This window comes from Sulfurospirillum sp. SCADC (assembly GCF_000743525.1).
Taxonomy (GTDB): Bacteria; Campylobacterota; Campylobacteria; order Campylobacterales; family Sulfurospirillaceae; genus Sulfurospirillum.
Window position 1 is genome coordinate 17,433 of sequence record NZ_JQGK01000017.1, and the last position, 16,587, is coordinate 34,019.

The window sequence follows — 16,587 nt, forward strand, 5'->3', positions numbered from 1 at the left end:
TATCCAAACTGGCTTAAAATAATACTAGCTTAAATCTAAAATACCTTCTTTAGAAGTTTACATGTAACAAAATAGGGACATTAATTTTGAAGTTTCGTATACCACTCTTTGATGCTCTCACCCGTGAGTTTAGAAAGCAGTTTGGCTTTTTGTTTGGGAAGAAGGTCAAGATCGATCAAATCTTCTTTGGTAATGGCTTCGCCACCGTGCTTTATTTCAGGCGTAATCACCACAACCCATTCACCTTTAAGATTCGCCGTTTTGGATGCTTGTTGCACTTCAAGTGCGGTTCCAAAAAAACGTTTTTCATACAATTTGGTTGCCTCTTTGATCGCAAATATTGGACGATTGGGAGCAAACTGGGCGAGCTCTTCGATCAATTTTTCAATCCGGTGAGGCGATTCATACACAATGACGGCGTAAGGGGAGTTCAACACTTCAAACAGCTCGTTTTGACGGTCCATTCCTTTGTGCGATAAAAAGCCATAAAACAAAAATTGATGGGTTTTAATACCGCTGGTGACATAGGCAAGTAAAGCCGCATTCGCTCCTGGGAGAATTTCATACGCTAGGGCATTTGCTTGGCAAAAACGCACCAATGCAGCTCCTGGATCGCTAATACCGGGCATGCCTGCATCACTGAGATAGCCTACATGCTCTTCAAAGATTTTTTTATCAATGGTAGATAAAACAGCCTCTTCGTTGTGTGAGTGCATGGAGATAAAATTTTGGATCTGAAACGTTACGTTATGTCTTTGAGCAAGGAGGGAGAGAAGTCTTTTGGTGATTCTGGTGTCTTCGCAGAAAAGGGTTTTGCACTCCGCTAAAAGTTTAAGACTTCTAACGGAGATGTCATCTAAGTTTCCTATAGGGGTAGGAATGAAATAGATCAATGGGTTTAAGAACTATTTTAAGCTGTATTTTTTCTTAAATTTCTCAACACGACCTGCAGCATCTACGATCTTCTCACTGCCCGTGAAGAACGGATGGCATGAGCTGCAAATATCAATTCTTAACTCGGCTTTGTTGGACATAGTCTCGAAACTATTTCCACATGCGCATGTTACAACGCATGGTACATATTCTGGATGAATATCTTTTTTCATAATGCTTTTCCTTAATTGTTCATAAAAATAAAATCTATTATTTGGCGCGTCTTGCCAAAGGGTGCAAATTATAGCACAAAAGATTCATTATTTCAAGTCATGCCAATATTTTGGAAGCCGCAGCCACCACAGCCGTCTCACTTCGTAAAATAGTCTTACATGTAAGACCCACAATCGGCTGATTTTGAAGCACGATTCGCTCTTTTGGACTAAATCCACCCTCTGGTCCAATCAAAATTGAACTAACGGCTTCATCACCACGTAATTGGACCTCTGAAAAGTCCAAGACATGACTTTTCGGATACGCATCTAAGTAGGTTTGAAGCGAAGCAAACACTTCGATCTGCATTAGCAGACTTCGTCCACACTGTTGGGAAGAGTTAATCAAAATGCGCTTCATGCGCTCCAAATCGAGCTTATGCCCTTTTTGTGAAAATTCGGCATAGACAAAACTGATCTTAGAAACACCGAGTTCATTGAGCATCGGAAGTGTCTTTTCAATGATCTTAGGATCGATGATACTCCAGCCTACATGTAAAACGTTTGAAGGCACTAGGAGCAACTCTTTTTGGGAAACCAATGCTAGTTCAGCCTCTTTTTTACCAATCTGGGTAATTTCATACGCATAGATAAAAGCATCTTCCAAATTACGCCAAAAAAGCTTCTCCCCCACACTGATGCGACGCACTTTAAAAAGATGTTCGTACTCTCTCGTATCTACTTTAAGGATTGGCTCACCGGCACTGGGATGATAGACAAATTGCATTTAATGTACCGTATAAAAAAGCGCACTGGTAAGAGCGAGTGCCAGTAAATCAAGCGTGTATTTTTTAATGGCATAGCGTTTGTAAGCGCTTTGAGACGCTTCGGTTCGCTCCAATCTTTTGTACATTTTATGCCCTCTGATTCCAAAAGCGACAATGCCAACCCAAACGACAATCATCACCCACACCGAAAGCGAAAAGGTAAATTGACGCACTGCCATGACGATAATGCCGGTGAAAAAGATGGCGGAGAGCACAATGTAGTATTGAGGGGCGATGAGTTCAAGTCTTTTGGAGAGCTTGAGAAATGTTTTGTCACTTGTGAGCAAATAGAGATTAAGGGCGATCAGTACGACTAAAAGGATGATGAAAACCAAATGCAGTTGACTCGATAGTTGGATCAGTTCTTCCATAATGAAAAATCCTTTAAAAAATAATAGACTTCTTTCATAACCCTTGAAAAGATAAAGAGTTTGCTTAGAGTACGTTAATTTTTGAAACTCAAAATTGAGTCATAGCCGAAGCTATGGCGATGTTTTTAGTTTCAAAAAGTGATGCGCTATCAGCGATACTCTTTTTTCAACGGGTTATAAAAGAAGTCTAATCTCAGATTTTACCCATTTTAGTATAATAGTACCCATAAATCACAAGGTTAAACCATGCCTATTTCGTACCAAGAAGCGCTTCAGATTATTCAAACACAAATTCAACCTTTACATGTAAACCAAACATTGCCTCTTTTAAAAGCGATCAACCGCATTTCCAGTAGCGATGTTTACGCCAAATTTGCGTTACCGAAACATCCGATGAGCCTGAAAGAAGGCTATGGTATTGCGTTTGAGCCAAGTACCCTTACCTACACACTTTTAAATCCACCCTATCCTACGCCCATCCCGTTGGGGTACGGTGTTAGGCTTTCCACGGGGGAGAGTATTCCCGAAGGTGCCGATACGATTATTGCCGAAGAAGATGTCCTTTTTGAGCACAATGAGTGCATCAAAATTCCTTTACATGTAAGCCAATCTCAGCACATTAAAAAAGAGGGAGAAGACATTGCTAAAGGCGAATTACTGCTGAAAAAATATGAGCGTATCAGTGCGCAAAAAATCACAGCCCTCGCAGCCCAAGGCATTACTAAAGTCCAAGCGGTACAAAAACCGATGGTAAGTATTTTAAGCATTGGCTCCCAACTCGCCTCGGGTGAAATCCACAACTCAAACGCAATGAGTTTAGCCGCACGGGTCGTCGAATTGGGGGGAAACGTCGGTGAGATTGTGATTTGCGAAGAGGATGACGCTCAGATTTTAAAGACATTGCAGACACTCGTAACCAAAGCAGATTGCGTTATTACAACGGGAGCACTGAGTCGTCACGATGCGATGCGTCGCCTCTTAGAGACTCAAACACTTATTCCTCTGTTTCACCAAGTCCGCATTACACCTGCCAAACCCAGTGCGCTGACGCTTTTTGAAAACACGCCTATTTTACACCTTCCAGGACTCCCACTGGGGTGCATGTTGGGGTTTGAAATGCTGGGCGTTCCACTACTTCGGCACCTGCAACATCGACCTTGCATTATTCCTAATTTCATTACCTGCATCAACCAAAAACGCCTTACATGTAAAGATAATTCGATGAGTGCCATTCCGGGCTACAGCGATGGAAGACATTTTGTATGCGCGCCCTATTACGAGGCAGGGCGACTTAATATCCTCAGCCAATGCAATGGTTATACCTTAAGCGAAGGCAAAGAGAGCATCGAAGAAGGCGAAGAGATCTCCTTCTTCTATTTTACTCATCCACCCGTTTCGTAAAAGGCGCGACTTGATGTCTCATTTTGATCATCATCGCTCCATTTATTCTTTTCAGGTTTATTGCGCAATACCTCTTTTAAAATCTCAGCAGCAGCGGCCACGTCGCCTTTATGCACCGCATCTTTGATGCTCATTGCTTCATCAAAGTAAAGACAGGGAATCAACATGCCCTCAGCCGTGAGGCGAATGCGGTTACAATCTTCACAAAAATCGTGTTTGTGTGGGTCGATAATGCCAAAAACATAGCCATCATCCAGCTCAAACAGATGCGCAGGACTTGGTCCCACACGGCCTATCCCTTTAAAGGGGTATCGTTGTGCAATCATTGCTTGCACTTCATTTCCACTCAGACCTTTGAGTTGCTCTTTGGCATGGGTGTTTTCCATGTATTCGATAAAGCGAATCGACATACCGCGCGCTTTGGCATATTCGAGTACATCCAAAACCTCATCGGCGTTAATGCCTTTGATGGGCACCATGTTAATTTTAACGTTCAACCCCACACGAAGTGCTTCTTCAATGCCTGCTTGCACTTTGGCTAAGACGTCTTTTTGCGCCATTTTACTGGCGACCTCAGGTTTCAGACTGTCCAATGAAATGTTAACGCGTTGAAGTCCAGCATTTTTGAGTTTTTGCGCCGCATCTTTGAGTAAAAAACCGTTGGTTGTAAGCGCCAAATCCAACCCACTCTTATGCTGATTGATCATGGCGATAAATTTATCTAAATCGGTTCTTAAAAGAGGTTCGCCTCCCGTGATTCTGATCTTGGTGATGCCTTCATCAATGGCGACTTTGACAAATAAAAATAGTTCTTCAAAGCTCAGTAAATTCTCTTTAGGCACCCATGAAAAGGGCTTTTCAGGCATACAGTACTGACACCTAAAATTACACCTCTCGGTTACGGAAACCCTTAAATAAGTGACGTTTCTTCCAAATCCATCCACTAACATTTTTGTTCCTTGTTGCTTTAATGCGGAGGCTATTATACATAAATATCCACAATATAGATTGTTAAAAATGGTTATCAGAACTTTCAAGCTATTTTTAAAAATGATTGAGCTAGAATGTGTGACATTTTTTAAATAACCTTTGCAAGGAGTCTAGGTATGCAAAAGCCTATTCCCAATAATAAGGAACATACGGTCAGTGCGGATGCGTTTTTAGTTTCTAAAACCGATACCCATGGCAAAGTCACTTACTGCAATGAACCTTTCATCAAAATCGTAGGTGCGAGCGAACAAGAAATTCTTGGTAAACCACACAGTATTATTCGTCATCCTGACATGCCTCGCATTATTTTTAAACTCTTATGGGATCATGTCAAAAATAAAGAGGAGATTTTTGCGTATGTTAAAAATCTCAGTTTTGATGGAGGCTATTACTGGGTGTATGCCAATGTCACCGCTTCAACCGATTCATCAGGCAACATTATTGGCTATTACTCCATCAGACGCAAAGCCAATCCTAAAGCGTTAGAGATTATCAAGCCTTTGTACGCCAAATTACTTGAACTGGAAAAAACGGGCGGCATGGACGTTTCTTTTGCCTATCTTACCAATCTACTCAATGAAAAAGGAGTGAGTTATGAAGAACTTTCTAACACGTTGCAACGATTATAAACTCTTTCTTTTAACGCTTCTTCTTTTTATAATACTCGGAGCCTATTATGATGATTTTACCGAGAGTTTTACAACCTCAGGATTACTTCTAGGTGTTGGTGTCGGCTCTTTTTTTGGTAGTCGTAAGACCATGCAATGTGATACCGTAACCTATGAAAAAGTACTCAATGTTGTTAAAGAAGCTGCTAAAGGTAACTTAGAACCACGCATCGTTAATGTCGATCCACATCAACCAATGGGTGAAGTAGCGTATGCTATCAATGATCTTTTAGATCAAACGGAAGCCTTGATGAGAGAAACGAAAACGTCCATCGAGTCAGCGGGGCAAGGAAAAACATATCGCAATATTTTCAACGAAGGTTTTCGTGGACTTTTTGCTATTAATGCACGGTATCTCTCTGAAGGTGTTAAAGGTATTTCCGAGGGACAAAAAGGCAAAGCGAGAGGCATGCTCTCTTCTGCACTTTCTGATCTTGGCGGTGGTAGCAAAGGTATCACTAGCATCCAACATGATCTTTTTACAAGCATTGAGGAGATGGCAAAAATTACTGAAATGTCAAAATCCACCGCTAAAAAATCTGATGATAGTTTACGAACCGTTATGGTGTTATCCAATGATATTAAAGAATTACTTGAACTTCTCATGAGTACTAACGAAGCAATCACCTCACTTAGTGAGCGTACGAATGAAATCTCTTCTGTCGTCAATCTTATTAAAGATATTGCCGATCAAACCAATTTATTGGCACTCAATGCCGCAATTGAAGCAGCACGTGCAGGAGAACATGGACGTGGATTTGCCGTTGTTGCTGATGAAGTAAGAAAATTAGCAGAACGCACACAAAAAGCAACACAAGAAATTGCTATAACCATTCAAACCCTGCAACAAGAGACCAATGGTATTCACTCCAATTCAGATCGTATTAGTGTGATTGCAAATTACAGTGGGCAAAATGTTATACAATTTGAAGAGGCTTTAAAAGAGTTTAATAAAGATGCGAATGTAACAGCCAATATCTCTTACTCACTTGATAGTAAAATTAGAACTACATTGGCTAAAACAGATCATATTCTCTGTAAAACAAATACCTATGAGGAAGTTCTTAACGAAAGAGCAGATGGAAAATTTGTTAAGAATGAAAACTGTAAATTTAGAGCATGGCATACTAGTCCTATTATCAAAGAACGCTTCAACCGTACAAAATCCTACCATATGCTCGAAGCACCACTTTCACAAATTATTGAGTGTATGAACGAAAATGAGCAATTGGCAAAAATAGGCTATGACGTGAATAATGTTGCACAGTATATTAATGTTTTTAAAAAACTAGAAGCAGGTAGTGCAACCCTTCTTGCAACACTGGATAAAATGGTGGAAGAACACACAGAAGAGCTTAAACGCGCAATTTGATACACATAACATTAAAAAGTAAGAGGACTAAATCCTCTTACTTTAAATTTGCCAGTTTTAATACCAAATCAACTTCACCGATGCCAATGCGTAAATCTTTCGCAATTTCGGCTTCGCTTCTGCCTTTGGCATATTGAGAGACAATCACTTTTTCATTCGAACTTGAAGGCGAAGAGGAGGCAAATCCCATCTCTTTGGTACGGCTCTCCAAACGATCAATGCGACCACTTTGCTCATCTCTGAAATTCTGCATAATTTTTTCAACATCTTGCAAAGAAGCTACCAACGGAAACACACTTTGATGAATCTCCTCTTTAACACTTCCAAGAATCTTACTCTCCAACGCCTTAGCATCCAAGGCAGGCTCTTTGGAAGCGGAGGTGAGTTCGTTTAATGTCTTGTTGAGCACATGATTTTGGTAGTTCAGCTCTTCAATGCTTTTTTCATAAATCATCAGTTTTTTATTGACCTCGATATCGCGAATATAGACCATCAAAAAGATGATCACCACAAGGGCGGCTAATGCTATAAAGGCGAGGGTTTCAATACTCACTTTGATGTCCTTTCATTTGGCGTATCATGACACGCTCACACGCGACCATATACGCGTTCCAATCGTTCTCATCGTCTTCGTGCATCATCACTATTTTACCGACATTTTCACTGTGTGCTTCAAAAAAAATCGGAATCTGACGCCTTGGGAACGTTGGCATATCAATGCGTGCATAATAGCTCTCGTTTGGTTTTAAAACGTCGCTATCAAACGCTATGTAGCCATGCCCAATCGCTTTGAGATTTCCGTGCATCGCTAAGGGCACATACAAAGGTGTGTCACTGGTCGACAGATGGGTCAGTTTATCGATTTTTCGGTGCAGTTCAATTAACAGTGTTAAGAGAACCTGATCGCTCGCTTCGGCTTCTTTGCGAATTTTAGACGATTTGAGCCAAAGCCCTAAGGGGTCATCATTGATCTGCAAAAGTGCGTAATACTCTTGCAGGAATGGTGCATTCTCCACATCACTTGGTTCAAAAGCGATCTTTAAAAAAGCGGTCACAAAACGGATGTTTTCCATATTTAGAGCCTATCTAAAAAAATCAGGGCAAAAAAGATGATGCCCAAATAGCCATTGAGCGTGAAAAAGGCGCGATCAATTTTGGAAAAATCTTTAAGCACAATGCGGTGTTCAAAAAAGAGCACGATCGCAGAAATCACAACGCCCACATACGCCAAAAATCCAAGATTGGCACTGAGCACAAACAAGAACCAAAAGAGTACGGTTTGGGCATGAAACAGGCGCGAGATAAAAAAAGTCGCCTCTTGTCCAAAGCGTGAAGGAATCGAGAAAAGTCCATTGGCTTTATCGTATTCCATATCTTGCAAAGAATAGAGCAGATCAAACCCTGCCACCCAGTACATCACGCCAATGGAGAGTAAAATCGACCACAATGGAATGGACTCTTGAATCGCCACAACACCTGCGATGGGAGCAAGTCCCAACGAAACCCCAAGTACCAAATGCGCATACGGAGAAAAACGTTTGAAGAGCGAATATCCGCCCAAAATAACCAAAATAGGAATGCTCAGATAAAACGCAAGATCATTAATACAATAGGCAACCACGATAAAAACAATGGCATTGAGTGCTATAAAAAGCTGCATATTGAACGTACCAATGCGTCCATCAACACTCGGGCGATTGGCGGTTCGTGGATTGTATTTATCAATATCGCGATCGGCATAACGATTAAATGCCATTGCAAAATTTCGTGCACTCACCGCGGCTAAAAGTCCTAAAATCAATAGTTTAAATCCAAACCAAATAGAACCATTTACAGCTTTAGACGAGACTATCATCGCCACGAAAATAAAAGGAAGTGCGAAAACGGAGTGTTTAAAGACGATCAAATCACTAATATCTTTGAGTTTGAGCCAGAGTTGTTGCAATACTAACCTTTACGTTTAAGATGGCTTGATTTTACAACAAAACCCTTTAAAAGTGTTATAATTGCACGCACAGCACCGCTAAAAGGCGCAAAAGTACAACAAGTACTCAAACTGACATGTAAGAGAAACTCATTGAAAACCATCGCTATTTTAGGACCTACTGCTTCAGGTAAAACAGCTCTTTCCATTGAATTGGCACTGAAGTATAACGCATATAGTGTATCGCTTGATTCACTGAGCATTTATAAAGAGATTGACATTGCTTCTGCGAAACCCTCTCTTGCGGAGCGCCAAGGGGTAAAGCATTTTGGGATGGATATTCTTTTGCCCAGCGAGCATTTTGATGTCACGATGTTTTTTGAGCTCTTCCAAGACGCTAAAGAGGAAGCCTTGCGTGAGGGGAAACATCTGATCATCGTAGGAGGAACAGGTTTTTACCTCAAAGCGATGATGGAAGGACTGAGTATCAAGCCTGAAATATCTTTACATGTAAAAGAGAAAATCGATCATCTCTTGATGGATTTAGAAGCATCGTATGCGCTTATACGCGCGCACGATGAGGCATTTGCGCGCAAAATTGCGTCCAATGATCGTTACCGCATCGAGAAATGGTTGGAGATCTTTTTGACAACAGGTGAAATCCCCTCAGCCTATCTTTTACATGCCAAGCAAGCGCCTCTCATTAAAGAGATTGCCCTGTTTGAAATCGATACGCCACGAGAAATTCTTGCGCAAAGAATTGCACTGCGCACGCAGAACATGCTCACACAAGGGCTGGTGGATGAAGTCTTTGGGTTGGAAAAACGGTACAGCAGAGCACCGCAGTGTATGAAAGCGATTGGCATCAAAGAGGTGTTGGAGTATTTCGATGGGAAACTTACGTTTAATGAACTGGCTGAGCGCATTAGCTTGAATACAATTCATTTAGCCAAACGTCAACGCACTTTCAATGCTTCGCAATTTCCACCGCATCCCAAAGGTGATCTGAAGGATATTTTTGACGCCATTGAAACGCATTTTAAATCTTAACAACGATAAAGGTAATCTCATTAAATGAAAATAATCGACCAAAACTACATCAACGGCGAATTCAAAAAAATTGATTCGACCAAAAGCTTAACGCTGAAAAATCCTACAACCGAAGAGGAAATCGCACAGATTTATTTAAGCACGCCTGCTGCAATGGAGGAAGCCATTCACTGTGCCGCCACAACCTTTGAATCGTTTTCACACACATCGGTTGAGGAGCGAATGGAGATTTTACAGCGCATTCATGATGAACTGATCCAGCACGAAGAGAGACTCATTAACTTAGCCGTTTTAGAATTTGGTGCAACGATTACCACAACGCGCAGACGCACTAAAAACGCTATCAATCTCTTTTTAGCAATCAAAGAAGAGCTTAAGAGCTACGATTTCGTTAAAAAAGATGACTACTCCATAACGATCAAAGAGGGCGTGGGCGTCATTGGCGTGATCATTCCGTGGAATGCCAATCTAGCGCATTTATGTAGCAATATCGCTCCTGCTATCGCACTGGGATGCACCCTTGTGATCAAGCCCAGTGAATTTAATGCCCTTGAAACTCAAGCATTCTTAGAGTGTTTGCACAGAGCCCATATTCCCAAAGGCGTTATCAATGTCGTTCATGGAACAGGCGAGTGTGTCGGTGAAGTGTTAACAAAACACCCACTTGTCAATGCTATTTCATTTATTGGCAGTACCAAAACGGGCAAAAAGATTTTTGAAAACTGCTCAAAAACCATTAAACGCATGACCCTCGAACTGGGTGGAAAATCCCCAACGGTACTTTTAGAAGATGCCGATTTTGCCAAAGTAATTCCGCATGTTTTAAGCAGTGCCTATAGCAATAGTGGGCAAGCGTGCCATGCAGGCAGTAGACTGTTAGTCCCCAAAGCGAAACTGAATGAGGTCAAACTACTCCTCCTTGAAACGATCCAAAAGCTCACCATCAGCGATCCAAAAAACGAAGAGACCAAGATTGGTCCGATGATCAACCAAACCCAATTTAATACCGTACAAAATTACATCCAAAGTGGTATCAAAGAGGGAGCGCAGCTTTTGTGTGGAGGGCTTGGAAGAGTTCAAGGGTTTGAGAAAGGCTATTTTGTCAAGCCAACCGTCTTTATCTGCCAAGATCAAACATTGAAAATCGTGCAAGAAGAGATCTTTGGCCCCGTTTTATGCGTTCTACCTTACGAGACTGAAGCAGAAGCGCTCGTTATGGCAAACGACACTCTTTTTGGGCTCTCTGCATATGTCTTTTCAAGCGATGAGACGAAGGCGTATGAATTTGCAAAGCAGATACGAAGTGGAAGGGTTCTGATCAATACTGCTGCATCAAAGGCAAAAAACCCTCCCTTTGGTGGCATGAAACAATCAGGTCTAGGCAGAATGGGTGGACGCTACTCTATGGACGCCTTTTGCGAGATAAAGTCGATACTGTTTTAACACCTACGGCATTAAATCAAGATTTTGTTGGCAGATGCTTTTCCATGAGCTGTTATCGTTAATGGCGACGCATTGTGCAAAATACGATTTGGCTTTCACCGCATCTTGCAATTTTAAACTGAGCTCTCCGGCTTGGTAAAAGAGTCGTATTCTCTCTTTAGGTATTAAGTTTTGAGGCACAAGCGACTCTGCGACACGTAACGCCTCTTCATCTCGACCCAAACGCTTCAACGCATCCATATAGCTAAACTCCAAGGTTGGGCTAAGGGCTGTGGATTTAAACTTCGTTTGCATCTCACGGCTTGCTTCGGCATACGTCACCAGTAAAAGATCATTTTTCGCGTCACTCGCCATTTTCACAATCTCATAATAAATATCCAAATTGCTCGCTTCATCAGGATAGAGAATTTTAATACTCTCCGCCAAAGAGGCTGCGCCTTCAAGGTTTTTAAGTTTGACCAATGAGAAGAAAAGATCGCGAATCGTCTCTAGCCCTATTTTTTCCCTGAGTGAAAATGAGAGGGTTTTAAGATCCTCTTTAAAGGCAAGGGCTTCTTGGTATTTTCCCATTTTAAAGAGTGCTTGTACCTCTTTTTGTGCCCAGTAGTACCTACTTGCAAGAGCGTTGTCTTTAAGATGTGTTGTTGAAATCTCCCTAGCGCGATCAAAGCGCGATACGCGCATAAAGCATTGAAAAAGCTTCTCTTCGTGTTCAGACTCAGTAATTTGGAGTTTGTAGGTTTCGATCAGATTAACCGTATTTTGACATTCATCTTTTTGAAGCTCTCTAAGTGCCAATGCTTTTGCTGCTTCATAAACCAACTCTTCAGGTTTAATATCAAAGCGATCGGGTACTCGCTCAAGCTCTTTTTGAAGGGTTAAAACTTCTTCAAATCGTTGCTGTTTGAGCAATAATTTTGCTTTTTCTAGCAGTGCTTTTTGCCCAATCTCATTGTTATATTTTTCAATCAATTTATCATAGTAATTGGCAAGTTTTGTCTCATTGTTTTCGTTCAGTTTAAAAAAGAGTTCATCCAAACTCTCACTCACTTCTTGCACATAATCACCACTGTTTTTATAATCATTTAAGTACTCTTGATAACGTGCATGTGCCGCTTCTACTTCATTGGCTTTGGCATGCCAATCTCCACTCTCTTTGAGTAACAGCTCTCGATTATCGTCTCGTTTAGAGGAATTTTCTAAGAGCAAATCGGTAATCTTCGCCGCTAAGTCATACAGATGATGTTCAAAAAGTCTGCGTGCCAACTTATAGCTTGCCTCTTTGTCTTTGAGCAAATAGTGCGCATTGACATTAAGCACTTTAAGCAGATACTCTTTTGCCTCTTTCATCTTACCCGCATCCATCTGATGATCACTCAAACGTATCGCCGCTTCGGATGCGATGTCCAAATCTTGCGCACTAAAGAGCACATCGAGGTAGAGTTTCATCGCCTTATCTTTCTCTTTTTTAAGGAAAAGGTTATCCGCATAGAGCAAAATGGCACGTTTGGTAAAAAGACTATCGGGATGTTCACTGATTAAAATATCAATGAAATAGTTGGTATCTGATTTGGCGCCACTTTTGATATACGCTTTGGTCATCAACATTAAAACTTCAGGGATATTTTCATCACTGGCAAACTCTTTGGTCCACCGTTTTCCCACAGTGATAATGTCATTTTCATTGAAAGCGAGATTATCAGATTTGTCTTCACTTTTCGCACTTAAGATTTTATCCATAGCACGCATCTGATACAGTTCCAGTTCACTTCTGAAAATAGAATTAGGGAAAAGCGTTAAAACGCGTTTGACATCTTTCACCACACTCTCATAGTAGCCACTCTCATACGACTGCTTAATCTCTAAATAGAGCCCTATGTCTTTACTTTGCGCATAGGAGATCGGAGCACCATTGAGATCAAGTGCGCCGATGTAAGGCTTTTGATATTTGGGAAATTCCACGGGAAAATCGATCCCATCTTGGACACTTTTTTCTTCGTAAAGTGGTTTTTCTTGAAGAAGAATGGTCCAGTGGCTGTAAAGCTTCTCTTGAGGCTTCGTTAGAATCTCACTGGTCGTATAAAGGCTCTCTTCTACAGGAATTAGCTTTGAATCGACTTTAGGCTCAATCGTAACGTAAAAAATACCCTCTTTTTCATAAAAATCAAGCTCAACCAACTTCATTTTCTTCGATTCTATGGGTTTATCAATGGGCCGATTGATCGTACAAATGTAGTGTTTTTTATCGAGGGCATCCGGAATGGTTTGGCATAAAAAGGGCTTTGCATCCATTACATGTAAGATGGCATAATTCACCCTACTCTCTTTTCCACTGTTTAAAACAATCTCCAAAGCGAAGAGTTGTACCGATACTAAAAGGAAGATTAAAATAGATTTCATGCGTGCATTATAGCAAAATAAGGGGTTTTTCGCCCCTTATTAAAAACCGCTAGCGATCACATATTTGGTAATAACCGTTAATAAAGGCTCCACGAAAACAATCGCAAAAATAGTGAAAATAACCGCCACACCCACAATGACTTTTAACGGGGTTGAAGCATTGGTAGCATACAGCTTTGCATCCGCAGTAACCGGCTCTTTTAAGAACATGTAAATGACCAGTTTCATGTAGTAGTACACCGCAATAGCACTGTTGAGTGCGATGATAACCGCTAAGAAAATAAACTCACTGTTAATCGCAGCACTGATCAGATAGAGCTTACCCCAAAAAACGGAAAACGGAGGCATACCGGCAAGGGCAAACATGAAAATGCCCATAATCGTTGCCGTTGTTGGCATAATCTTAACCAAGCCTGAAAACTTAGTATAGGGGTGTTGGTAACGCTCATCCCAAAGATTTTTGCGATGGCGTACAATCCAAAGCATCGTAAATGCGCCAAGGTTGGTAAACATAAAAAGCGTCCAGTAGAGAAACAGAGCCGTATTGGCTTGCGTTGTTCCAATAAGAATTGCTGCCATCATAAAACCCGCATGCGAAATGGAACTAAAGGCTAGCATGCGTTTAACATCTTCTTGTACCAATGCGGTCAGATTGGCTAATGTCATTGTAAGCACAACGGCTGCGTAAAGAATGTGCTCGACCCATACCACACCCGAAGATACCAGCATCTCAAACAAACGCATCGCAACCACAAACCCTGCAATTTTTGGCACAACGGACATATACCCAGCCAGTGGCGCTGAACTTCCCTCGTAGACATCAGGCGTCCATGTGTGTGATGGCACCAAGGAGAGTTTAAATCCAAGCGCACCCAGCATAAATACCGTTGCCGCTAGCACACCAATGAGTGGCTCAAAATGACGTGCCATCAGTACTTTTTCGATCTGATAAATCTCAACACTCCCCGTAAGAGCGTAAAAAATCAGTGCAGACATGCCGTAAAATCCAGCCGCCAATGCGCCCATAGTAAAGTATTTAATCGCTGCTTCAAAGGCTTTAGCACGGTTGTGCAGCGCAATGAGTGTGTAAAGAGCAAGGCTTGAAGTCTCCAGTCCAATAAAAATCAAAATGAGGTTATCGCTGACCACCATACATTGGAACCCTACGATCATAAACATAAAAAGAGCGTAAAATTCTGCCATTCTAAACTCTCTAAAATGACGATGGCTTAACGAGAGCGGTAAGAAAAGAGCCGAAGCGACTAAGATAATGACCTGCGCAATTATGGCAATGCCATCGACCAAAAGTACATCAAAAAATCCGCGTGCAGGCCCTGTATAGCCAATCACTGCGCCGAAATCTAAGATAATAAAGAGCACCGTAATCATCGTTAAAAAACTACGATTAAGCCCTTTAACCGCCAAATCAGCACAAATAACCGCTAAGGCACCCACAACCAAGATTGCCATAGGAAGAAGTGCAGGCAGATTGAGGCTTGCAACATCAATTAAGATAGGCTCTAGCATTAGTTTGTTCCTCCTATGGTATTGGCTTTAAACAGCAGCTCTTTGGTCTCTTGCAGCACCGCTTTTTGGTCCATCAGTACGAGCATCTTTTGAACACTCATATCGATCACACTGAGCACAGGTTTGGGATAAATGCCTAAAATGGCAACCAATGCCACTAATGGAATGAGTGCGGTTAACTCTTTGGCATTCAGATCTTTGAGTGTTTTATTTTCAGCATGGACGACTTCACCAAAAAAAGATTTTTTATACAAAACCAACATGTAAACTGCGCCCAAAATAATGCCTGTTCCTGCCAATAAGGTCATCACCCAACTGATACGGTAAAATCCAACTAACGATAAAAATTCCCCAACAAATCCGATGGAAAGAGGAAGTCCAACAGAGGCCATCAGCATAATGCCGTAGATAGTTGCGAAATTTGGCATCACCGAAGCCAGACCTCCAAAATCACTCATAAGCTTTGTATGGCGGCGATCATAAATAACTCCTACCAGCATAAACAGAGCCCCACTCACGATACCATGGCTTAGCATCAAGAAGATAGAGCCTGTAATGCCCTCAGCGTTCATAGCAAACGTTCCAAGAACAACAATCCCCATATGTGAAATCGAACTGTACGCAATAACCTGTTTCATATCTTTTTGCGCGTACGCAATCATCGCCGCATAAATCACCATAATGATACAAATCACCGCCACAGGGATCAGAAAATAGACTGACGCATCCGGGAAGAGTGGAAGTGAAAAACGCACAAAACCGTAACTTCCCATTTTAAGAAGCACGGCTGCTAGGATGATCGAACCAATCGTTGGGGCTTGACCGTGCGCATACGGTAACCATGTATGAAACGGAAACATCGGCACTTTAATTGCAAACGCTAAGAAGAAGGCTCCAAAAAGCCATAATTGCGTTTCAAAAGGCACTTGCAACAAGTACCAATCTGGCAATGCAAAACTCCAAATTCCCGTTGCTTCGTGGTATAAAAAGCCCATATACAAGATGCCCACGAGCATTAAAACAGAACCTGCAAAAGTGTAGAGAAAAAATTTGATCGCTGCGTACATACGGTTCACACTTCCCCATGCACCAATGATATAGAGCATCGGCACCAATGAGAGTTCCCAAAAAGCGTAAAACCAGATCACATCCAAGATCACAAACACACCCACCATCGTCATCTCTAAAAAAAGCACGGAGATAATCAAGTTTTTAATCTCTTTTTCGATACTCAGCGCAATGAGTGCAATCATCGTAATAAAGGTCGATAAAATCACTAAGAAGAGTGAAATACCGTCTACACCGAGATAGTAACTCATACCATAACTTGAGATAAAAGGATAATACTCGACAAATTGATAGCCAGCATTGGTGCTATCATAGCCAATCCATAAAATAATCGAAAGAAAAAACTCAATGGCACTGACACTAATACCATATGCCCGAATACTCTCTTTAGCGACCAAAAAGCCTAAGAGTCCTGCCATTGCTGGGAAAAATACAAGAAGTGATAAAATATGTTCCATCCT

General features: G+C 41.5%; 16 protein-coding genes. 5 read left to right on the forward strand and 11 right to left on the reverse strand.

The features are described 5' to 3' along the window. Positions 1-80: 80 nt before the first annotated feature. The 4 genes from rsmI to JU57_RS10950 all read right to left on the reverse strand — a co-directional run bounded on the left by rsmI (position 81) and on the right by JU57_RS10950 (position 2,283). Positions 81-893, reverse strand: a complete 813-nt coding sequence (rsmI, locus tag JU57_RS10935; protein WP_037960915.1) for a 16S rRNA (cytidine(1402)-2'-O)-methyltransferase — start codon at positions 891-893, stop codon at positions 81-83. Positions 894-905: 12 nt separating this feature from the next. Next, positions 906-1,106 carry a 50S ribosomal protein L31 gene (gene rpmE / locus JU57_RS10940; protein WP_025343427.1) on the reverse strand — a complete coding sequence of 67 codons (201 nt, stop codon included), beginning with the start codon at positions 1,104-1,106 and terminating at the stop codon, positions 906-908. A 97-nt stretch (positions 1,107-1,203) separates the two neighbouring features. Next, positions 1,204-1,872: a 16S rRNA (uracil(1498)-N(3))-methyltransferase gene (locus JU57_RS10945; protein WP_037960917.1), complete on the reverse strand. Its 669-nt coding sequence runs from the start codon at positions 1,870-1,872 to the stop codon at positions 1,204-1,206. Next, positions 1,873-2,283 carry a hypothetical protein gene (locus JU57_RS10950; RefSeq protein ID WP_037960919.1) on the reverse strand — a complete coding sequence of 137 codons (411 nt, stop codon included), beginning with the start codon at positions 2,281-2,283 and terminating at the stop codon, positions 1,873-1,875. It abuts the gene before it with no gap. A gap of 246 nt (positions 2,284-2,529) precedes the next feature. On the opposite strand from JU57_RS10950, the gene JU57_RS10955 reads away from it, so the two are divergent. After that, entirely contained in the window at positions 2,530-3,684 is a 1,155-nt protein-coding gene (locus JU57_RS10955) for a molybdopterin molybdotransferase MoeA (protein ID WP_037960924.1), read from the forward strand. On the opposite strand, the gene moaA is transcribed toward JU57_RS10955, so the two are convergent. Next, complete coding sequence (gene moaA, locus JU57_RS10960; RefSeq protein WP_037960926.1) at positions 3,666-4,634, reverse strand: GTP 3',8-cyclase MoaA; 969 nt, start codon at positions 4,632-4,634, stop codon at positions 3,666-3,668. The two genes, JU57_RS10955 and moaA, sit on opposite strands and share 19 nt — an antisense overlap. Positions 4,635-4,790: 156 nt before the next feature. Here moaA and JU57_RS10965 point away from each other — a divergent pair, with 156 nt between their 5' ends. Both JU57_RS10965 and JU57_RS10970 read left to right on the forward strand, forming a co-directional pair. Next, positions 4,791-5,303 carry a PAS domain-containing protein gene (locus JU57_RS10965; protein WP_037960931.1) on the forward strand — a complete coding sequence of 171 codons (513 nt, stop codon included), beginning with the start codon at positions 4,791-4,793 and terminating at the stop codon, positions 5,301-5,303. Beyond that, on the forward strand, positions 5,269-6,714 hold the full coding sequence (locus tag JU57_RS10970; RefSeq protein WP_051906819.1) for a methyl-accepting chemotaxis protein: 1,446 nt from the start codon (positions 5,269-5,271) through the stop codon (positions 6,712-6,714). The genes JU57_RS10965 and JU57_RS10970 overlap by 35 nt, the downstream gene beginning before the upstream one ends. 37 nt (positions 6,715-6,751) lie before the next feature. Here JU57_RS10970 and JU57_RS10975 read toward each other — a convergent pair whose 3' ends face one another. The 3 genes from JU57_RS10975 to mqnP are packed head-to-tail and all read right to left on the reverse strand — an operon-like array spanning position 6,752 to position 8,659. Continuing rightward, positions 6,752-7,267: a hypothetical protein gene (locus tag JU57_RS10975; protein ID WP_025343420.1), complete on the reverse strand. Its 516-nt coding sequence runs from the start codon at positions 7,265-7,267 to the stop codon at positions 6,752-6,754. After that, complete coding sequence (locus tag JU57_RS10980) at positions 7,257-7,787, reverse strand: hypothetical protein (protein ID WP_037960932.1); 531 nt, start codon at positions 7,785-7,787, stop codon at positions 7,257-7,259. Before JU57_RS10980 ends, JU57_RS10975 begins: the two co-directional genes overlap by 11 nt. 2 nt (positions 7,788-7,789) lie before the next feature. Further along, positions 7,790-8,659: a menaquinone biosynthesis prenyltransferase MqnP gene (gene mqnP, locus JU57_RS10985; protein WP_037960934.1), complete on the reverse strand. Its 870-nt coding sequence runs from the start codon at positions 8,657-8,659 to the stop codon at positions 7,790-7,792. 132 nt (positions 8,660-8,791) lie between these two features. Between mqnP and miaA the strand changes: the two genes are divergently transcribed. After that, positions 8,792-9,688, forward strand: a complete 897-nt coding sequence (gene miaA / locus JU57_RS10990; protein ID WP_037960936.1) for a tRNA (adenosine(37)-N6)-dimethylallyltransferase MiaA — start codon at positions 8,792-8,794, stop codon at positions 9,686-9,688. 24 nt (positions 9,689-9,712) lie between these two features. Next, the gene (locus JU57_RS10995; protein WP_037960938.1) at positions 9,713-11,131 is read left to right on the forward strand and encodes an aldehyde dehydrogenase family protein; all 1,419 of its coding nucleotides are present in this window, start codon (positions 9,713-9,715) and stop codon (positions 11,129-11,131) included. Positions 11,132-11,134: 3 nt separating this feature from the next. Here the strand turns inward: JU57_RS10995 and JU57_RS11000 are convergent, their stop codons facing one another. The 3 genes from JU57_RS11000 to JU57_RS11010 are packed head-to-tail and all read right to left on the reverse strand — an operon-like array spanning position 11,135 to position 16,584. Next, positions 11,135-13,531 (reverse strand): hypothetical protein, encoded by a 2,397-nt coding sequence (locus tag JU57_RS11000; RefSeq protein WP_037960940.1) that lies wholly within the window; start codon positions 13,529-13,531, stop codon positions 11,135-11,137. Positions 13,532-13,570: 39 nt separating this feature from the next. Then, entirely contained in the window at positions 13,571-15,058 is a 1,488-nt protein-coding gene (nuoN, locus tag JU57_RS11005) for an NADH-quinone oxidoreductase subunit NuoN (protein ID WP_037960942.1), read from the reverse strand. Then, positions 15,058-16,584: an NADH-quinone oxidoreductase subunit M gene (locus JU57_RS11010; RefSeq protein WP_037960943.1), complete on the reverse strand. Its 1,527-nt coding sequence runs from the start codon at positions 16,582-16,584 to the stop codon at positions 15,058-15,060. Before JU57_RS11010 ends, nuoN begins: the two co-directional genes overlap by 1 nt. Positions 16,585-16,587 lie beyond the last annotated feature (3 nt).

Coding starts and splice junctions, on each gene's coding strand:
- rpmE (WP_025343427.1), bottom strand. CDS start 1,106: ATGAAAAAAGATATTCATCCAGAATATGTACCATGCGTTGTAACATGC.
- JU57_RS10945 (WP_037960917.1), bottom strand. CDS start 1,872: ATGCAATTTGTCTATCATCCCAGTGCCGGTGAGCCAATCCTTAAAGTA.
- JU57_RS10950 (WP_037960919.1), bottom strand. CDS start 2,283: ATGGAAGAACTGATCCAACTATCGAGTCAACTGCATTTGGTTTTCATC.
- JU57_RS10955 (WP_037960924.1), top strand. CDS start 2,530: ATGCCTATTTCGTACCAAGAAGCGCTTCAGATTATTCAAACACAAATT.
- moaA (WP_037960926.1), bottom strand. CDS start 4,634: ATGTTAGTGGATGGATTTGGAAGAAACGTCACTTATTTAAGGGTTTCC.
- JU57_RS10965 (WP_037960931.1), top strand. CDS start 4,791: ATGCAAAAGCCTATTCCCAATAATAAGGAACATACGGTCAGTGCGGAT.
- JU57_RS10970 (WP_051906819.1), top strand. CDS start 5,269: ATGAAGAACTTTCTAACACGTTGCAACGATTATAAACTCTTTCTTTTA.
- JU57_RS10980 (WP_037960932.1), bottom strand. CDS start 7,787: ATGGAAAACATCCGTTTTGTGACCGCTTTTTTAAAGATCGCTTTTGAA.
- JU57_RS10995 (WP_037960938.1), top strand. CDS start 9,713: ATGAAAATAATCGACCAAAACTACATCAACGGCGAATTCAAAAAAATT.
- JU57_RS11000 (WP_037960940.1), bottom strand. CDS start 13,531: ATGAAATCTATTTTAATCTTCCTTTTAGTATCGGTACAACTCTTCGCT.
- nuoN (WP_037960942.1), bottom strand. CDS start 15,058: ATGCTAGAGCCTATCTTAATTGATGTTGCAAGCCTCAATCTGCCTGCA.
- JU57_RS11010 (WP_037960943.1), bottom strand. CDS start 16,584: ATGGAACATATTTTATCACTTCTTGTATTTTTCCCAGCAATGGCAGGA.